12 protein-coding genes are annotated in these 13,200 nt (G+C 73.6%); 5 read left to right on the forward strand and 7 right to left on the reverse strand.

Going from position 1 to position 13,200, the window contains the following annotated elements:
* The coding region (locus JWR81_RS06255) for an arabinosyltransferase domain-containing protein (protein ID WP_297647924.1) at positions 1 to 1,375 on the reverse strand (1,375 nt) is incomplete at its 3' end.
* Positions 1,376 to 1,493: 118 nt separating this feature from the next.
* Here JWR81_RS06255 and JWR81_RS06260 point away from each other — a divergent pair.
* The 3 genes from JWR81_RS06260 (at position 1,494) to JWR81_RS06270 (ending at position 4,520) form a co-directional block, all read left to right on the forward strand.
* Positions 1,494 to 2,048: a hypothetical protein gene (locus JWR81_RS06260; RefSeq protein ID WP_297647927.1), complete on the forward strand. Its 555-nt coding sequence runs from the start codon at positions 1,494 to 1,496 to the stop codon at positions 2,046 to 2,048.
* 202 nt (positions 2,049 to 2,250) lie between these two features.
* The gene (locus tag JWR81_RS06265) at positions 2,251 to 2,895 is read left to right on the forward strand and encodes a nitroreductase family protein (protein WP_297647930.1); all 645 of its coding nucleotides are present in this window, start codon (positions 2,251 to 2,253) and stop codon (positions 2,893 to 2,895) included.
* Between the two features lie 179 nt (positions 2,896 to 3,074).
* Entirely contained in the window at positions 3,075 to 4,520 is a 1,446-nt protein-coding gene (locus JWR81_RS06270) for an acyltransferase family protein (RefSeq protein ID WP_297647933.1), read from the forward strand.
* 124 nt (positions 4,521 to 4,644) lie between these two features.
* Here JWR81_RS06270 and JWR81_RS06275 read toward each other — a convergent pair whose 3' ends face one another.
* The 3 genes from JWR81_RS06275 to JWR81_RS06285 all read right to left on the reverse strand — a co-directional run bounded on the left by JWR81_RS06275 (position 4,645) and on the right by JWR81_RS06285 (position 7,786).
* Positions 4,645 to 5,583 (reverse strand): NADP-dependent oxidoreductase, encoded by a 939-nt coding sequence (locus JWR81_RS06275; protein ID WP_297647935.1) that lies wholly within the window; start codon positions 5,581 to 5,583, stop codon positions 4,645 to 4,647.
* Positions 5,584 to 5,666: 83 nt separating this feature from the next.
* The gene (locus JWR81_RS06280; protein ID WP_297647938.1) at positions 5,667 to 6,422 is read right to left on the reverse strand and encodes a decaprenylphospho-beta-D-erythro-pentofuranosid-2-ulose 2-reductase; all 756 of its coding nucleotides are present in this window, start codon (positions 6,420 to 6,422) and stop codon (positions 5,667 to 5,669) included.
* On the reverse strand, positions 6,422 to 7,786 hold the full coding sequence (locus JWR81_RS06285) for an FAD-binding oxidoreductase (protein WP_297647941.1): 1,365 nt from the start codon (positions 7,784 to 7,786) through the stop codon (positions 6,422 to 6,424). The genes JWR81_RS06280 and JWR81_RS06285 overlap by 1 nt, the downstream gene beginning before the upstream one ends.
* 84 nt (positions 7,787 to 7,870) lie before the next feature.
* On the opposite strand from JWR81_RS06285, the gene JWR81_RS06290 reads away from it, so the two are divergent.
* Both JWR81_RS06290 and JWR81_RS06295 read left to right on the forward strand, forming a co-directional pair.
* Positions 7,871 to 8,464 (forward strand): DUF1707 domain-containing protein, encoded by a 594-nt coding sequence (locus JWR81_RS06290; protein ID WP_297647943.1) that lies wholly within the window; start codon positions 7,871 to 7,873, stop codon positions 8,462 to 8,464.
* Positions 8,465 to 8,574: 110 nt separating this feature from the next.
* Complete coding sequence (locus tag JWR81_RS06295; protein WP_297647945.1) at positions 8,575 to 8,988, forward strand: GtrA family protein; 414 nt, start codon at positions 8,575 to 8,577, stop codon at positions 8,986 to 8,988.
* 22 nt (positions 8,989 to 9,010) lie between these two features.
* Here JWR81_RS06295 and JWR81_RS06300 read toward each other — a convergent pair whose 3' ends face one another.
* The 3 genes from JWR81_RS06300 to JWR81_RS06310 all read right to left on the reverse strand — a co-directional run.
* The gene (locus JWR81_RS06300) at positions 9,011 to 10,312 is read right to left on the reverse strand and encodes a UDP-glucose/GDP-mannose dehydrogenase family protein (RefSeq protein WP_297647948.1); all 1,302 of its coding nucleotides are present in this window, start codon (positions 10,310 to 10,312) and stop codon (positions 9,011 to 9,013) included.
* A gap of 23 nt (positions 10,313 to 10,335) precedes the next feature.
* Positions 10,336 to 11,310 (reverse strand): nitrous oxide reductase family maturation protein NosD, encoded by a 975-nt coding sequence (locus JWR81_RS06305; RefSeq protein WP_297647950.1) that lies wholly within the window; start codon positions 11,308 to 11,310, stop codon positions 10,336 to 10,338.
* Between the two features lie 29 nt (positions 11,311 to 11,339).
* Positions 11,340 to 13,200 (reverse strand): right-handed parallel beta-helix repeat-containing protein (locus JWR81_RS06310; RefSeq protein ID WP_297647954.1); only part of this gene is annotated, 1,861 nt, incomplete at its 5' end.

A 13,200-nucleotide genomic window follows, 5' to 3' on the forward strand; every position in this document is an offset into this window, starting at 1 on the left:
GCGCGATCACCAGCGGCCATACGTGCAGGTCGCGGCGGGACCGCAGCACCCGCAGCACCGGCAGCAGGCCGGCGAGGAACGGCATGAACGCGATGAGCCCGCCGGGCGTCAGCGCGGTGGTGACGCCCGCGACGAGCATGCCGACGGCGAGCGGTAGCACCCGGCGCGTCGCGATTGCCCGCTCGACGGCGAGGAACACCCCCAGCAGGCCGACGGTCACCCACGGCTCCGGCCGCAGGCCCAGGTTCAGCGGGATCCACCAGGTGGCGAACGTGAGCGCGGCCAGCCACGGCGTCCACCGGCGGGTGGCGAACCGGCCCAGCCGCGGCACCGCGCCCCGCGACAGCAACCACCAGCACACGATGCCCAGCAGCGTCGACGGCAGGCGCATCCACAGCGTGGAGTTGCCCAGCTCGCCCGGCAGCAGCCGCGACCAGAGGTAGAAGACGTCGTAGAACCAGCTGAACGGGGCCTCGGGCGCGTTGAGCCAGCGGTAGATGTTCCCGATGAACCCGTTCTCGCCCCGGCTGCGGATGATGCCGGAGATGTAGCCGTCGTCGACGGTGAGCGAGCCGATCAGCCACCACACCGCGAGCAGCGCCGTGACCACGACGTCCACCGCACGGGGACGCCACCACCCGCGGGGGAGCAGCCGGACCGACCGGACCGCGGCGCGGTCGATCCGGCCGAGCACCACGAGCATGCCCAGCAGCGCCAGCACGCAGATCGCGGCGATCGCGGCCTTGAGCGGGGAGACGGTGGTCTGGAAGCGCGTGTCGGTGTCGAGGGCGAGCCTGACGCCGGCGCGGACGTCGGTGAACGCCCCCGCCACGTCGGGGCGGACGTCGCCGTCGTGGGTGAGCACGGTGCGGCCGTCCACCGCCACGGTCGTGCGGGTGTGGTCGGAGTCCAGGGTGACCGTGCAGCCGCCCGCGGGCAGCGGCACGGTGCCGAGGTCGACACCGGCGCTCGTGACGCGCAGTCCCCCGTCCGCCGTGGCGAGGCGCAGGCCGGACAGCGGCGCGGCCTCGGGATCGGGGCGCGGCGGCGTGGTGGACAGCAGCAGCTCGCCGACCGGGCCGCGGGCGGCGGCGCAGTCGACCGTCGCGTGCAGGTCCACCGGTTGGTAGGGCATCAGGGGGATCGCGGCCGCGCCGTCCGAGGCCGTCCACGAGTAGGTGACCTGCGGCTGCTCCACGGGGGCGAACGTGAACGCGACCCCGGCGAGTGCGGCGACCAGACCGAGGACCAGGAGGATCCGGCGGGGACCGTGCCCGGTGCGGGCCGGTGGGGGAGCGCCGTCACGGCCGCTGCGGTGCGGTTCCTGCGGGCCGTCCGGCTCCGGCGGGGTCACCGACCGTGCGGGGGAGAGCACCGGACAACCCTAGGGCGGACCCACCTGAACGCGATGCGCGGGTTGGTTGTTGTATTCACGTCCGAATAGCGGCGTTGCGCGGGCGTGTCGCGGTCGGTGTGGGGGTGCGGAGGTGACGGTGGCGCGGAGTGCGGACTCCCCCGTGGCGGGCGTGCGTCTCGTGGTGCGGTGGTACCTGCGGCTCGTGCGGCGCCACGTCGGCCCCGGCCCCTACCTCGATGTCGGGTGCGGCTCGGGCGAGCTGCTGCGCCGGCTCGCCGCGCACGGGTCGGCGTCGGGGTACGAGCCGTCCGCGGAGACGGCGGCCGCGGTCCGTTCCGCCGCCCCGGGCTGCCCGGTCCACACCGGCCGCGACGAGGTCCCGAGCGCCGTGTTCCGTGGGGTCGTCGCCGTGCACCCGTCCGACGGCCTCGACCCGGCCGCCCTCGCGTTCTGGCGCCGGGTGTTGGTGCCCGGCGACCGGGCGCTCGTCGTCACCGCGGAGGCCGGGGCGCAGCAGGCGCTGGTCGACGCCGGATTCACGGTCGTGCGCGAGGGCGGGGTGGGCCGCCGCGCCGCGGGCCGCCTCCGCGCCCTGCCCGCCCACCTGCAGACCCTGTCCGGTCGCCTCGTCCTGAAGGCCGGTGGCGACGCGTCGGTCTTCGTGGTCCAGGCCCCCGCCGCCGTCGAGTAGGAGCCCGGTCGCCGCCGGATCCGCCCGGTCTCGGGCGCCGGGTCCCGCGCGAGACGGCCACCGCACCAGGCCGGGCGGAGGTGGTGGCCCGGTCCGAGCGGGCCTTCGCCCGCGCCGTCCGCCGTGGGTGCCCGAGCGGGAACGGGGCCCGATGGGTGAGCTGACCGCTGCTCCCGCGATGTCGGTGGCGCATGATCGGGCCATGACACTTCCGCTCTCGCCCGACGAACTGCTGACCACCACCCGCTCCGTGCGCAAGCGGCTCGACCTCGACCGGCCCGTCCCGCTGGAGCTGGTGAAGGAGAGCCTCGAGGTCGCGCTGCAGGCCCCCACCGGCAGCAACCAGCAGGGGTGGCACTGGATGGTGGTGACCGACGCCGGGCTGCGCAAGCAGATCGGGGACTACTACGCGCAGTCGTTCGGGGGCTACCGCGACTCGGCCATACGCCGCAACGCGGCGGCCGGCCACAGCACGGAGCGGCAGGCCGTGCAGGACCGCGTCCAGTCGTCGGCCGACTGGCTGGCCGAGCACATGGGGGAGGTCCCGGTGCACGTCATCGGGTGCATCACCGCGGGGGAGGAGCTGCCGACCGGCAACCAGGCCGGGCTCTGGGGCTCGCTGCTGCCGGCCGCGTGGAGCTACCAGATCGCGGCGCGGGCCCGGGGTCTCGGCAGCGCGTGGACCACGCTGCACCTGAAGTACGAGAAGGAGATCTCCGAGCTGCTCGGCATCCCCCCGAACGTGCGCCAGGGCGTGCTGCTGCCCACCGCCTACTTCACGGGCGAGACGTTCAAGCCGGCGAAGCGCGAGCCGCTCGACACGGTGCTGCACGTCGACAGCTGGTGAGCAGCCGTGAGCCGGTAGCCCAGCGTGTCCGAACGGCTCCGGCACGACGGGGTCGGTCCGGGCGTCGGGCCACCCGATCGGCCCAGCTCGTCGTCCACATTCCGTGATGAGTACCGGCAATCCGGTCTATTCCGGGTGTCACTCGCAACGCTGGTGGTGAGGCCCTCGTTGCCCCCAACGTGACGAAGGCAGGCCCGAGGGCCACCCCATCCGGCGATCAACCCGTCCCTGTAGGGGAGTTCCGGAGCCTGACGGGCCTGCGCATCGTCGCCGCGGTCTGGGTGGTCCTTTTCCACTTCCACTTCTCGCCCCTGCAGCGGGTCGCGGACGTGGCCGCGTTCTTCGGCCCGCTGATCACGCAGGGCGCGCTGGGCGTCGACCTGTTCTTCGTCCTCAGCGGGTTCGTGATCGCCCACACCTACCTCGACAAGCTCGGCCCGCGGCTGCGGCCTGGCGCGACTGCCCGGTTCGTGTGGGCCCGCGCGAGCCGGATGTGGCCGGTCTACGTGCTGGTCTTCAACCTCTTCGGGCTCTGGCTCGTGGCGCGGCTGGTGTTCAGCTCGGGCACGTTCATCTCGTACCAGTCCGTGCAGCCGGTGGTCAGCTTCGGGCAGTGGCTCCAGCAGCTGCTCATGGTGCAGATGTGGAACAACCCGTTCCTCGACGGCGCCTCCTGGGTCGGCCCGACCTGGTCGCTGAGCGCCGAATGGCTCGCCTACGTCCTCTTCCCCGTCACGGCGCTGGTGTTCTTCCGCATGCGGAACCTGCCGGTCGTGGTGCTCGCCCTCTCGTCGCTGGCCCTGATGACGCCGATCGCGTGGGCGTACCTGTCCACCGGCAGCCCGTACTACCCCTGGAGCTGGGTCGTCCGCGTCCTCTGCGGGTTCGGCGCAGGCGTGCTGGCCTACCTCGTGGTGCGCCGCCTGCGTGACGGCGAGCCGGTGCGCCGCCGGGCCTCGGTGCTCGCCGCCGCGGTGCCGCTCGCGATCGCCGTCGGCCTCGTCGCCGGCGAGGTGGCCGGGCCCGGGCGGGGCGGGGTCGTGATCGTGCTCTTCCCGGTGCTCGTCGCCGCCCTCGCGCTGGCCGACCGCGGCCCCGTGATGGTGCTGGCCCAGCCGTGGGCGGTGCACGGCGGGCGCATCTCGTTCAGCCTCTACCTCGTCCACATCCCGATCTTCGAGGTCTGGTGGACGTTCCTGAGCCACTTCGACGTCGCCCGCAGCCACCCCGTGCTGGCCTACGTCTCCGCGGTCGTGGTGCTGCTCTCGACGCTGGCCGTGGCCGCGGTGGCCTACCGCTTCGTCGAGGAGCCGGCCCGCCGCCGGATGCGCCGTGTGCAGCTGCTGACCGCGCGCCGCAGGGCCGTCCGCCGTCCGGACACCCCGACCGCGTCCGACGACCGGCCCGTCCGGGCCCGGGAGCTGGTGGCGGCCCACCGCGCGGCCTACGACGCCGTGCCCGAAGCCGAGCCCGCGTTCGTCCCGCCGGAGCCGCGCCACGCGGCGTCGTCCGAGCGCCAGCCGACCCTGGCGGCCGCTCTGGTCCACGCCCAGCGCCGGCGTCCGGCCCACCGGGCCGAGCTCGTGGCCGCCCTCGACCGCGCGGAGGACGTGCGCGGCATCTGAACCGGCTGAGCTGGGGAGCGCAGCCCGCCCTCCCCGCGCGGTGTCCCTCACACCGTGCGGGGAGGGCGATCGACTTTCCGGTTCGCCGCGGCATCAGCACCGCCGGGGACGTGCCGGCACTGCGTCAGGGCAGCAGCACGACCTTGCCGCCCGCGTGACCCTCGGCGACGAACGCCATGGCGTCGGCCGTCTCGGCGAGGGGGTAGGTGCGGGCCACCACGACCTCGACCTTGCCCTCACCCGCGAGGCGGGCCAGCTCGGCGCGGGCCTGCGCGCGCAGCTCGGTTCCCGGGTCGGCACCCGGACCGCCGCCGAGGGCCTTGATCCCGGCCTCCCCGGCGCGCCCGAAGGCGGCGATCGTGGCGATCCGGGAGCGGTCGGCCACCACCTCCAGCGAGACGTCCACGGCCTCGTCGGTGCCCACCGTGTCGATGGCGGCGCTGACGCCGTCGGGCGCGAGGGCGCGGACGCGCTCGGCCAGGCCGTCCCCGTAGGCGACGGGCTCGATGCCGTAGCCGCGGAGCGCGTCGTGGCGGGACGGGGCGGCGGTGCCGATCACGCGCGCACCCCGCGCGACGGCCAACTGTGCCGCGAGGAGCCCCACCGAGCCCGCGGCGCCGTGCACGAGCACCGTGTCCCCGTCCTTGACGCCGGCGGCCTCGAGCGTGTGGACGGCGGTGACGCCCGCGAGCAGCAGTCCAGCGGCCGGCTCCCAGCCCAGGCCGGCGGGCTTGGGGGTGAGCGCCGCGTCGGGCACGGTGACCTCGGTGGCGAAGAGACCGGCCGCCCCGGCGCCGTAGACGATCACCTCGTCACCGACGGCCGCGGTGGCGTCGTCACCGACGGCCGTGACGACGCCGGCGGCCTCGAGCCCGACGCGCTTCGGCAGCTGGGACGGGTCGGCGCCGAACGCGCCGCTGTAGAGCTTGTAGTCGATGGGGTTGATCGCGGCCGCCCGGATCCGCACGGTCACCTCGTGGGCACCGGGCGGCGGGACCTCGGTCTCGACACTCGCCAGAACTTCCGGACCACCGAACGCGGTGGCGACGATCGCAGTAGCCATGCCAGCCGCAACCGGCATGAGCACTCGCCAATTCCCCGCGGACAGGCCCGGGTGTTGCAGGGTGAGCGGCGGGGGACGGCTGTTCAGACGGGCAGGCGCCGGAAGATCACGCGGGGCACGTGGCGCAGCACGCTCATCACCACGCGCAGCGGCGCGGGCGCCCAGACCAGCTCCTTGCGGGTGCGCACGGCGTCCACCACGACCGCGGCGACGGCCTCGGGAGTGGTGGAAAGCGGGGCCGGCTTGAGGCCCTCGGTCATCTTCGTGTGCACGAAACCCGGGCGGACGATCGTCACGGCCACACCGGACGGGCGCAGCGCCTCGGTGAGGCCCGAGTAGAACGCGTCCATGCCGGCCTTGGTGGAGCCGTAGACGAAGTTGGAGCGCCGGGCACGTTCGCCGGCCACCGACGAGAACGCCACCAGCGAGCCGTGGCCCTGGGCCGTGAGCTTCTCGGCCAGCACGACGCCGACCGACACCGCGGCGGTGTAGTTGACCTGCGCGATCTCGACGGCCGTGTCGACGTCGGTCCAGGCCTTCTCGTTGTCGCCGAGCAGTCCGAACGCGACGATCGCGACGTCGACGTCGCCGCCGGCGAACGCCTTGCCGACCACGGCGGCGTGGGTGTCGAGGGCCTTCGCGTCGAAGGGGAGCTGCTCGACGGCGCAGCCGAGCTTCTCCAGGCGGGCCTGCGCGGCGTCGAGGCGCTCGGACGGGCGCGCGGCCAGCACGACCCGCAGCGGGCGGTCGGACGCGAACGCCTCCACCACGGCCAGCCCGATCTCGGACGTGCCACCGAGCAGCAGGACGCTCTGGGGGTTGCCAACGGCATCGATCATCAGTGGGTCAGCTCCAGGCGTCGGGACATGTCGGACGCGAACACGCCCTGGGGGTCGGCGGCGTCGCGCACCTTGCGCCACTCGTCGAGGCGCGGGTAGCCGCGGCGGATGGCCTCGGGCGTGGTGCGCGACTCCTTGGCCAGGTAGTGGCGCCCGCCGGCGTCGAGGACGATCTCGTCCAGCTCGTTGCACAGCGCGTTCAGGCCCGGCCCGACGGGGATGTCGACGCACAGCGTCCACCCCGGCTTGGGGAACGACAGCGGCGCGCGGTTGCCCTCGCCGAACCGCTTGAGCACGTTGAGCGCGGAGACCTGCCCGGCCCCGGTCATCCGTTCCAGCACGGTGCGGATGACGTCGCCGCGGTCGAGCGGGATCACGAACTGGTACTGCAGGAACCCGCGCGGGCCGTACCCGCGGTTCCACTCGCCGATGATGTCGAGCGGATGCAGGAACTGCGTGATGTTCTGGATGGCCCCGAACCTCGTGGGCGACTTGCGGTACCAGGCCTCGCTGAACAGCTTGCCGGTGAGCTTGTTGAGCAGCCCGGGCGGGAACACGTCCGGCACCGTCAGCAGCTGCGGGGCGTCGAACTTGAGCGGGTTCGCGCGCAGCTTGGGCGGCAGCTCGGCGAGCGTGGCGTGGTTGGCGCGCATCAGGATGCCGCGGCCGAAGTGCGGCCCGGTGGTGACGGCGTCGAACCAGGAGACCGACTCGGCGTAGAGCTCGTCGTCCTGGGTCTGGCGCTCCATCAGGTCGGTCAGGTTGTCGATCTGCTCGGTGTCGACCGTGAAGTACGCGCTCTCGACGTGGTGCAGCTTCAGCACCGCCCGGACGACGACACCGGTGAGCCCCATGCCGCCGACGGTGGCCCAGAACAGGTCGGAGTCCTCACCGTCGGGGGTCAGCGTGCGCAGCGCACCGTCGGCGGTGACGAGGTCCAGCGACTCGACGTGGTTGCCGAAGCTGCCGACGACGTGGTGGGCCTTGCCGTGGATGTCGGCGCCGATCGCGCCGCCGATCGTGACCTGGCGGGTGCCCGGCAGCACCGGCAGCCACAGCCCGAACGGCAGGGCCCGGCGCATCAGCGTGTCGAGGCTGACCCCGGCGTCGACGACGACCCGGCCGGTGTCGGCGTCGATGGAGTGGATGGTGCCCATGCCCGTCATGTCCAGGACGGTGCCGCCGGCGTTCTGGGCGGGATCGCCGTAGGAGCGGCCGAGGCCGCGGGCGATGATCCCGCGCGGGCCGGCGGCGGTCACTGCGGCGGCGACGTCCTCCGCGGAACCCGGCACACGTACCTGGGCCGCGGTCGGAGCGGTGCGTCCCCACCCGTGCAGGGTGGTTCGCGACTCGGTGTTCGGCATCGCGGGCCAGGCTACCGCGCTGCCCGCACGGCCCCGGATCTGCCGGACCTCCCACCGGCGGATCACGTCACTATCCTCGGACAGGTGACCGTGCAGCCCCCGGACCCGCCGGGTATCCGGATCTCCGACGCCGACCGCGAGCGTGCGGCCACGCGGCTGCACCAGGCGATGGCGGAGGGCCGGATCACCGTCTCGGAGCTGGAGGAGCGGCTGACGGTCGTCTACGCGGCGCGGTACGAGGCCGACCTGCGTCCGCCGCTGGCCGACCTGCCGCCCGAGCCTTCGGCCGCCGCGCCGGTGCCGGCCACCCCCGCGGGCCCCGCGCTCGTGCTCAAGGCCGGGCTGTCGACGATCAAGCGCACGGGGGCGTGGGCCGTGCCCGCCCGGCTGCGCGTGCAGAGCGGCATGGGATCGGTGGTCCTCGACTTCTGCGACGCCGACAACCCGCACCCTGTCGTGGAGGTCGAGCTGGAGCTGGGGGCGGGTTCGGCCCGGCTGCTCGTGCCCGACGACGCCACGGCGAACGTCGACGACCTCGTGCCCGGCATGGGCACCGTCAGGAGCAAGGTCCCCTCGCGCCCCCGTGCGGGCTCGCCCCACTTCGTGGTGCACGGCCGCACGACGATGGGCTCGGTGACGATCCGCCGCCGCTACCGCCTGGGTGGCTACTCCTTCTGACCGACCCCGCGGGTCGGCACAGATCTGGTGCGCGGGTCGCTGCAGGCGGGCGCGCGGCGGGGGAGTCGGGCACGGGCCGGTCCTGCCGAGCCCCCCGCTACCCTGCAGCGGTGACCGCCACCAGCCCTGCACCGGCCAAGCTGGGCCTGGCCGCGCAGCTGATCCGGTTCGTCGCGATCGGTGCGGTGTCCGCCCTGGTCGACTTCGGCATCTACCACGGGCTGCTCGCGCTGGGCTTCTGGCCGAGCGCCGCGAAGGCCGTCAGCTTCATCTGCGGCACCACCACGGCGTACCTGCTCAACCGGCGCTTCACGTTCGCCTCGGCGAGCGGGGGCAACGGCCGCGTCGCCGGTTTCGTGGCGCTCTACGCCACCACGTTCGCGCTGAACGTCGGCACCAACGCCCTGATGCTCGCCGTGCTCCCGGCGATGTCGTTCCGGACCAGCCTGGCTTGGGTGGTCGCGCAGGGCGTGGCCACCGTCATCAACTTCGTGATGCTGCGGACGGTCGTCTTCCGCGACTGACGACCGTTCGCACCACGGTCGTTCAGCTGCGGCCCAGGCCGATCCAGGCGAAGCCGGCACGGCGCAGGACGTCGGGGTCGAGCAGGTTGCGGGTGTCGACCACGATCGGCGCCGCCACCACCCCGGCCAGCGCGGTCCAGTCCAGCGCGCGGAACTGCGGCCACTCGGTGAGCACGACGAGCGCGGAGCAGCCCTTGGCGACGGCGAGCGGCTCGTCGACCACGGTGATGCCGTCGGTGGCGGCGACATCGGTCGGGCAGGCCGGGTCGTAGCCGTACAGCTCGGCGCCCTCGGCGCGCAGCAGCTCGGCGACAGCGATCGAGGGCGAGTCGCGCAGGTCGTCGGTACCGGCCTTGAACGTCAGCCCCAGCAGCCCGATGCGCTTGCCCGCCAGTGTGCCGCCCACCGCGTCGCGGACCTTGTCGACGACCCGCCTGCGGGTGGTGGCGTTGGTGGACAGGCTCGCCGCGACGAGCTCGAAGTCCATCCCGGCCGCCTCGGCGATCTGCAGCAGCGCGTGGGTGTCCTTCGGGAAGCACGAGCCGCCCCAGCCCGGCCCGGGGGACAGGAAGTTGGCCCCGATCCGCCGGTCGTAGCCCATGCCCTCGGTGACCTCGACGACGTCGGCGCCGAGCCGCTCGCACAGGTCCGCCAGCGCGTTGACGTAGGACAGCTTCATCGCCAGGAAGCAGTTGGCGGCGTACTTGACCATCTCGGCGCTGGCGGCGTCGGTGAGCTGCGTGGGCGCGCCGAGCTTCGAGTACAGCGCGGCGACGCGCTCCGCGGCGTCCTGGCTGTCGGAGCCGACGACGATGCGGTCGGGGTTGAGGAAGTCGTGCACCGCGCTGCCCTCGCGCAGGAACTCCGGGTTCGAGACGACGGGGACGTCACGGCGGCCGAGCATCTTGCGGGTGGCCTCGGCCGTGCCCACCGGCACCGTCGACTTGTTGACGACGACGCAGCCCGCGGGCAGCAGGTGCCGCACCTCGTTGGCCACGGCCTGCACGGCGGCGAGATCGGCGGCGCCGCCCTCGCCCATCGGGGTCGGTACGCAGAGGAACACGACCTCGACGGCCTGCTGGTCCGGGCTCACGATGGCCTGCCGCGCCCCGACGACGAACTCCAGACGTCCCGCGGCCACACCCTCCGCGACCAGCTCGGGAAGGCCCGGCTCGAGGATGTCGATCTCACCGGCTCTCAGCCGCGCCACCTTCGCCTCGTCGATGTCGGCGCACACCACGTGGTGGCCGAGCGAGGCCAGGCAGGCTCCGGTGGTGAGACCGACGTAACCGGTCCCGATCACTGCGATCCGGCGTGCGAACACGACGGCTCCTCTCGTGGGGTGTGTCACTGGACGCAGGTGACGGTACTGAGGCCCTTGCCGGCCCCGATGCTGGTGTTGTCGCACTCGACGCGGTTCTCGTCGCGGTTCTTCGTGATGTTGATGGCGTATCCGTCACCGTTCACTGTGGCCTTGTTGCCAGTGAACGTGTTGTCCAGCCCCCAGCCGTCGAGGATCTGGTGGACCTGGAAGCCGTCCTGCGGTGCGTCGACACCGGTGTTGTCGGCGATCGTCCAGCCGTTGCCCTTGACGTTCACCCAGGCCTCCGCGGCGGTCATGCCCTTGCCCGAGAAGGAGTTGCCGCGCAGCATCCCGCCGGTGGTGCCCTCCTTGATGTCCACGGACTCGGCGGTGGTGTCGGAGATGGTGTTGCCCTCGATGGTGTTGCGGTCGCTGCGGTCGGGGACGCAGGAGGAGATCTCGCACCAGTTGCTCTCGGCGGTGCCGACGTAGACGCCCTCGCCGAACTTCGCGTCGAGCAGCCCGGTGTGGCGGATCTCGTTGCCGCGCACGACGTTGTCGGTGCTGCCCTGGCGCAGGTGCAGGCCTTCGTCGCCGGTGTTCTCGATGAGCAGGCCCTGCACGAGGTCGCCCCGGCCGCGGTCGACCATCAGGCCCTTCTGCCCGCCCCGGAGGGTGAAGCCCGACAGCTGCCAGTAGGAGGCACCGTCGAGGTGCAGTGTGTAGTTGCGTGCGGTGTCGCCGCCGTCGATCACCGTGTCGCGGCCGCCGCAGAGCGTGATCGGCTTGCCGGCGGTGCCGGACGCCGTCGCCGTGAAGGGGCCGGCATAGGTGCCGGCGGCCATCACGATCACGGTCCCCGGCGTGGCGGCGGCCAGGGCGCGGGCGAGCTGGTCGGAGCGGGAGACGCTCACGGCGCCGGACGTGTCGCAGTTCGGGGTGGCGGACACCGGCGCGGTGGCCGGTGGCGGCGTCGGCGCCGGGCTGCTGCAGCCGGCCACGAGGCCTCCCGTTGCCATGAGGCCGGCGATCGTCCTGCGGGCCCGGTTCACGGCGCGGCCCCCCGGCCGGACACGACCGTCACGCGTGTGACCGGCAGCAGCGTGGTGGCCGAGGTGTCGTCGGGCTCGTCCGCGGTGGCCTCCGGACCGGCGCCGACGTCGTGCAGCACGTGCAGCGGCACCTGGAGCACCGGGCCCGAGTCCTCGCCGGCGGGGGCCGGCTCGACCGGCACCTCCGGCTGCTCCCGGTTCTCCTCCGCAGCGTGGCGCTTCCGGCGGCGCTTCGCCCAGATCCGCGCGGCGAACGGGACCAGCAGGATCAGCAGCCACAGCAGCAGCAGCGGGTGGTCCTCGGCGTAGTTCGTCCAGTACCGGATCTCGTCGCGGTCGGTGACCCAGCCGTCCTCGTCGTTGCTCGCGACGTCGGCCACGGCGGCCGGGGCGACGCGGTGCGTGTCGACGGCGGCGAGCCCGCGGCCGCCCACGTGGTTCGCGACCACCGACGACCCGTCCACGTTCCCCACCAGCGAGACGCCGTAGCGCGACGCGGTGACGGTGTTGGTGCCGAGGTTCGCCACGGAGTCGATCACGTGCAGCCCGACGGTGGACGAGCGAACCGTGTTGTCGTGCAGCTGGGCGCCCGTCACCCCGTAGCGCACCGCGATGGCGAAGGCGGTGGCGTCCACGGTGTTGCCGGTGATCTGCGGCGCGGTGGACGGGCCGCGCACGACGATGCCGTCCATGCTGCCGGCCACGGTGTTGTCGCTGAGCACCACACCGTCGGCGGACTGGACGAGGATGCCGCCGTCGGCGTTGCCGACGACCGAGCTCCGCTCCACCGTGAAGCCGGTGCCGCGCGCGGTGGCCGGCGCGGGAGGCAGCCCGGCTGCCGGGGCGGGGACCGCGACCTGCGGGTCCGCGGTCGCGGGACCCGGGATCGCGGCACCGGGTATGGCGCCGACGGGACTCACCGGGCCGGTGAGGGCGTCGGCGGGCGTGGGGCCGGGCCTCGGCGTGCCGTCGATGCGGATGCCGTCGCCGGCGTTGCGCGACGCCGTGGACGCGGTGAGCGTGATGCGCTGGGCGCCGCTGACCAGCGCGAACCCGTCGCGCCCGTTGGCGGTGCTGGTGACGTTGCGGGCGGTCAGGCCGGTGGTGGCGTGGTGGACCAGCAGGCCGTCGAGCTCGCTGCCCTCCAGCGTCGAGTCGCTGAGGGCGACGTCGGTGGCCCGGCTGGTGAACACGCCGAAGTGTCCGCCGCGCACGAGGGACTCGGCAAGTGACCCGGTGGAGGTCGTGTCGGAGTTGCCCGTCCACGCCAGCCCACCGGTGCGACCGCTCCAGAAGCCCAGGTCCGCGAGCGAGGTGCGGCTCAGGTCCATCCGCGACCCGACGGCCCGGATGTAGGCGCGGCCGTCGGAGGGGTCGGTGTCGGGGGCCTGCGTGGCGGGGTTCCAGCTGGTGATGGTCAGCGGTGCGGTGGGGTCTCCGGCGAGGGTGACGGTGCCCTTGAAGGCGATGATCGACGTGAACCCGTCGGGGCCGCTGGTCATCCGCAGCGTGCCGCCCGGGTCCTGTATCCGCAGCTCCGCGCCGCGGGCCACCACGACGGAGTGGACGAGCAGCCAGGAGCCGTCGGGGGCCTGCTCCGCGGCGCCGAGGCGCTCCAGCGAGCCCAGGTCGTAGGGCACCCGCCGGGCGGTGAGCACCGTGGTGGCCGGTGACCGGGGCCCGGCGGGCAGCAGCCAGGGCGTCTTCGACGACATGTGGCCGCTGGTGACCCGGGAGAGCCGGTCGTCCTCGGCCGCCACCAGCGCGGACTGTGCCGTGTCGGCCGCGGGGGTGGTGGCGAGGGCGCCGCCGGTGTCGGCGTCGCCGGGCGGCCGCGGGGGCTCCGGCGCCGCGGCC

It is taken from the genome of Pseudonocardia sp., assembly GCF_025965585.1.
Lineage (GTDB): Bacteria > Actinomycetota > Actinomycetes > Mycobacteriales > Pseudonocardiaceae > Pseudonocardia.

Excerpts from the sequence above, each read along its gene's own strand:
- JWR81_RS06265 (WP_297647930.1), top strand. The coding sequence starts at position 2,251 with ATGACACTTCCGCTCTCGCCCGACGAACTGCTGACCACCACCCGCTCC.
- JWR81_RS06275 (WP_297647935.1), bottom strand. The coding sequence starts at position 5,583 with ATGGCTACTGCGATCGTCGCCACCGCGTTCGGTGGTCCGGAAGTTCTG.
- JWR81_RS06280 (WP_297647938.1), bottom strand. The coding sequence starts at position 6,422 with ATGATCGATGCCGTTGGCAACCCCCAGAGCGTCCTGCTGCTCGGTGGC.
- JWR81_RS06285 (WP_297647941.1), bottom strand. The coding sequence starts at position 7,786 with ATGCCGAACACCGAGTCGCGAACCACCCTGCACGGGTGGGGACGCACC.
- JWR81_RS06305 (WP_297647950.1), bottom strand. The coding sequence starts at position 11,310 with ATGGCAACGGGAGGCCTCGTGGCCGGCTGCAGCAGCCCGGCGCCGACG.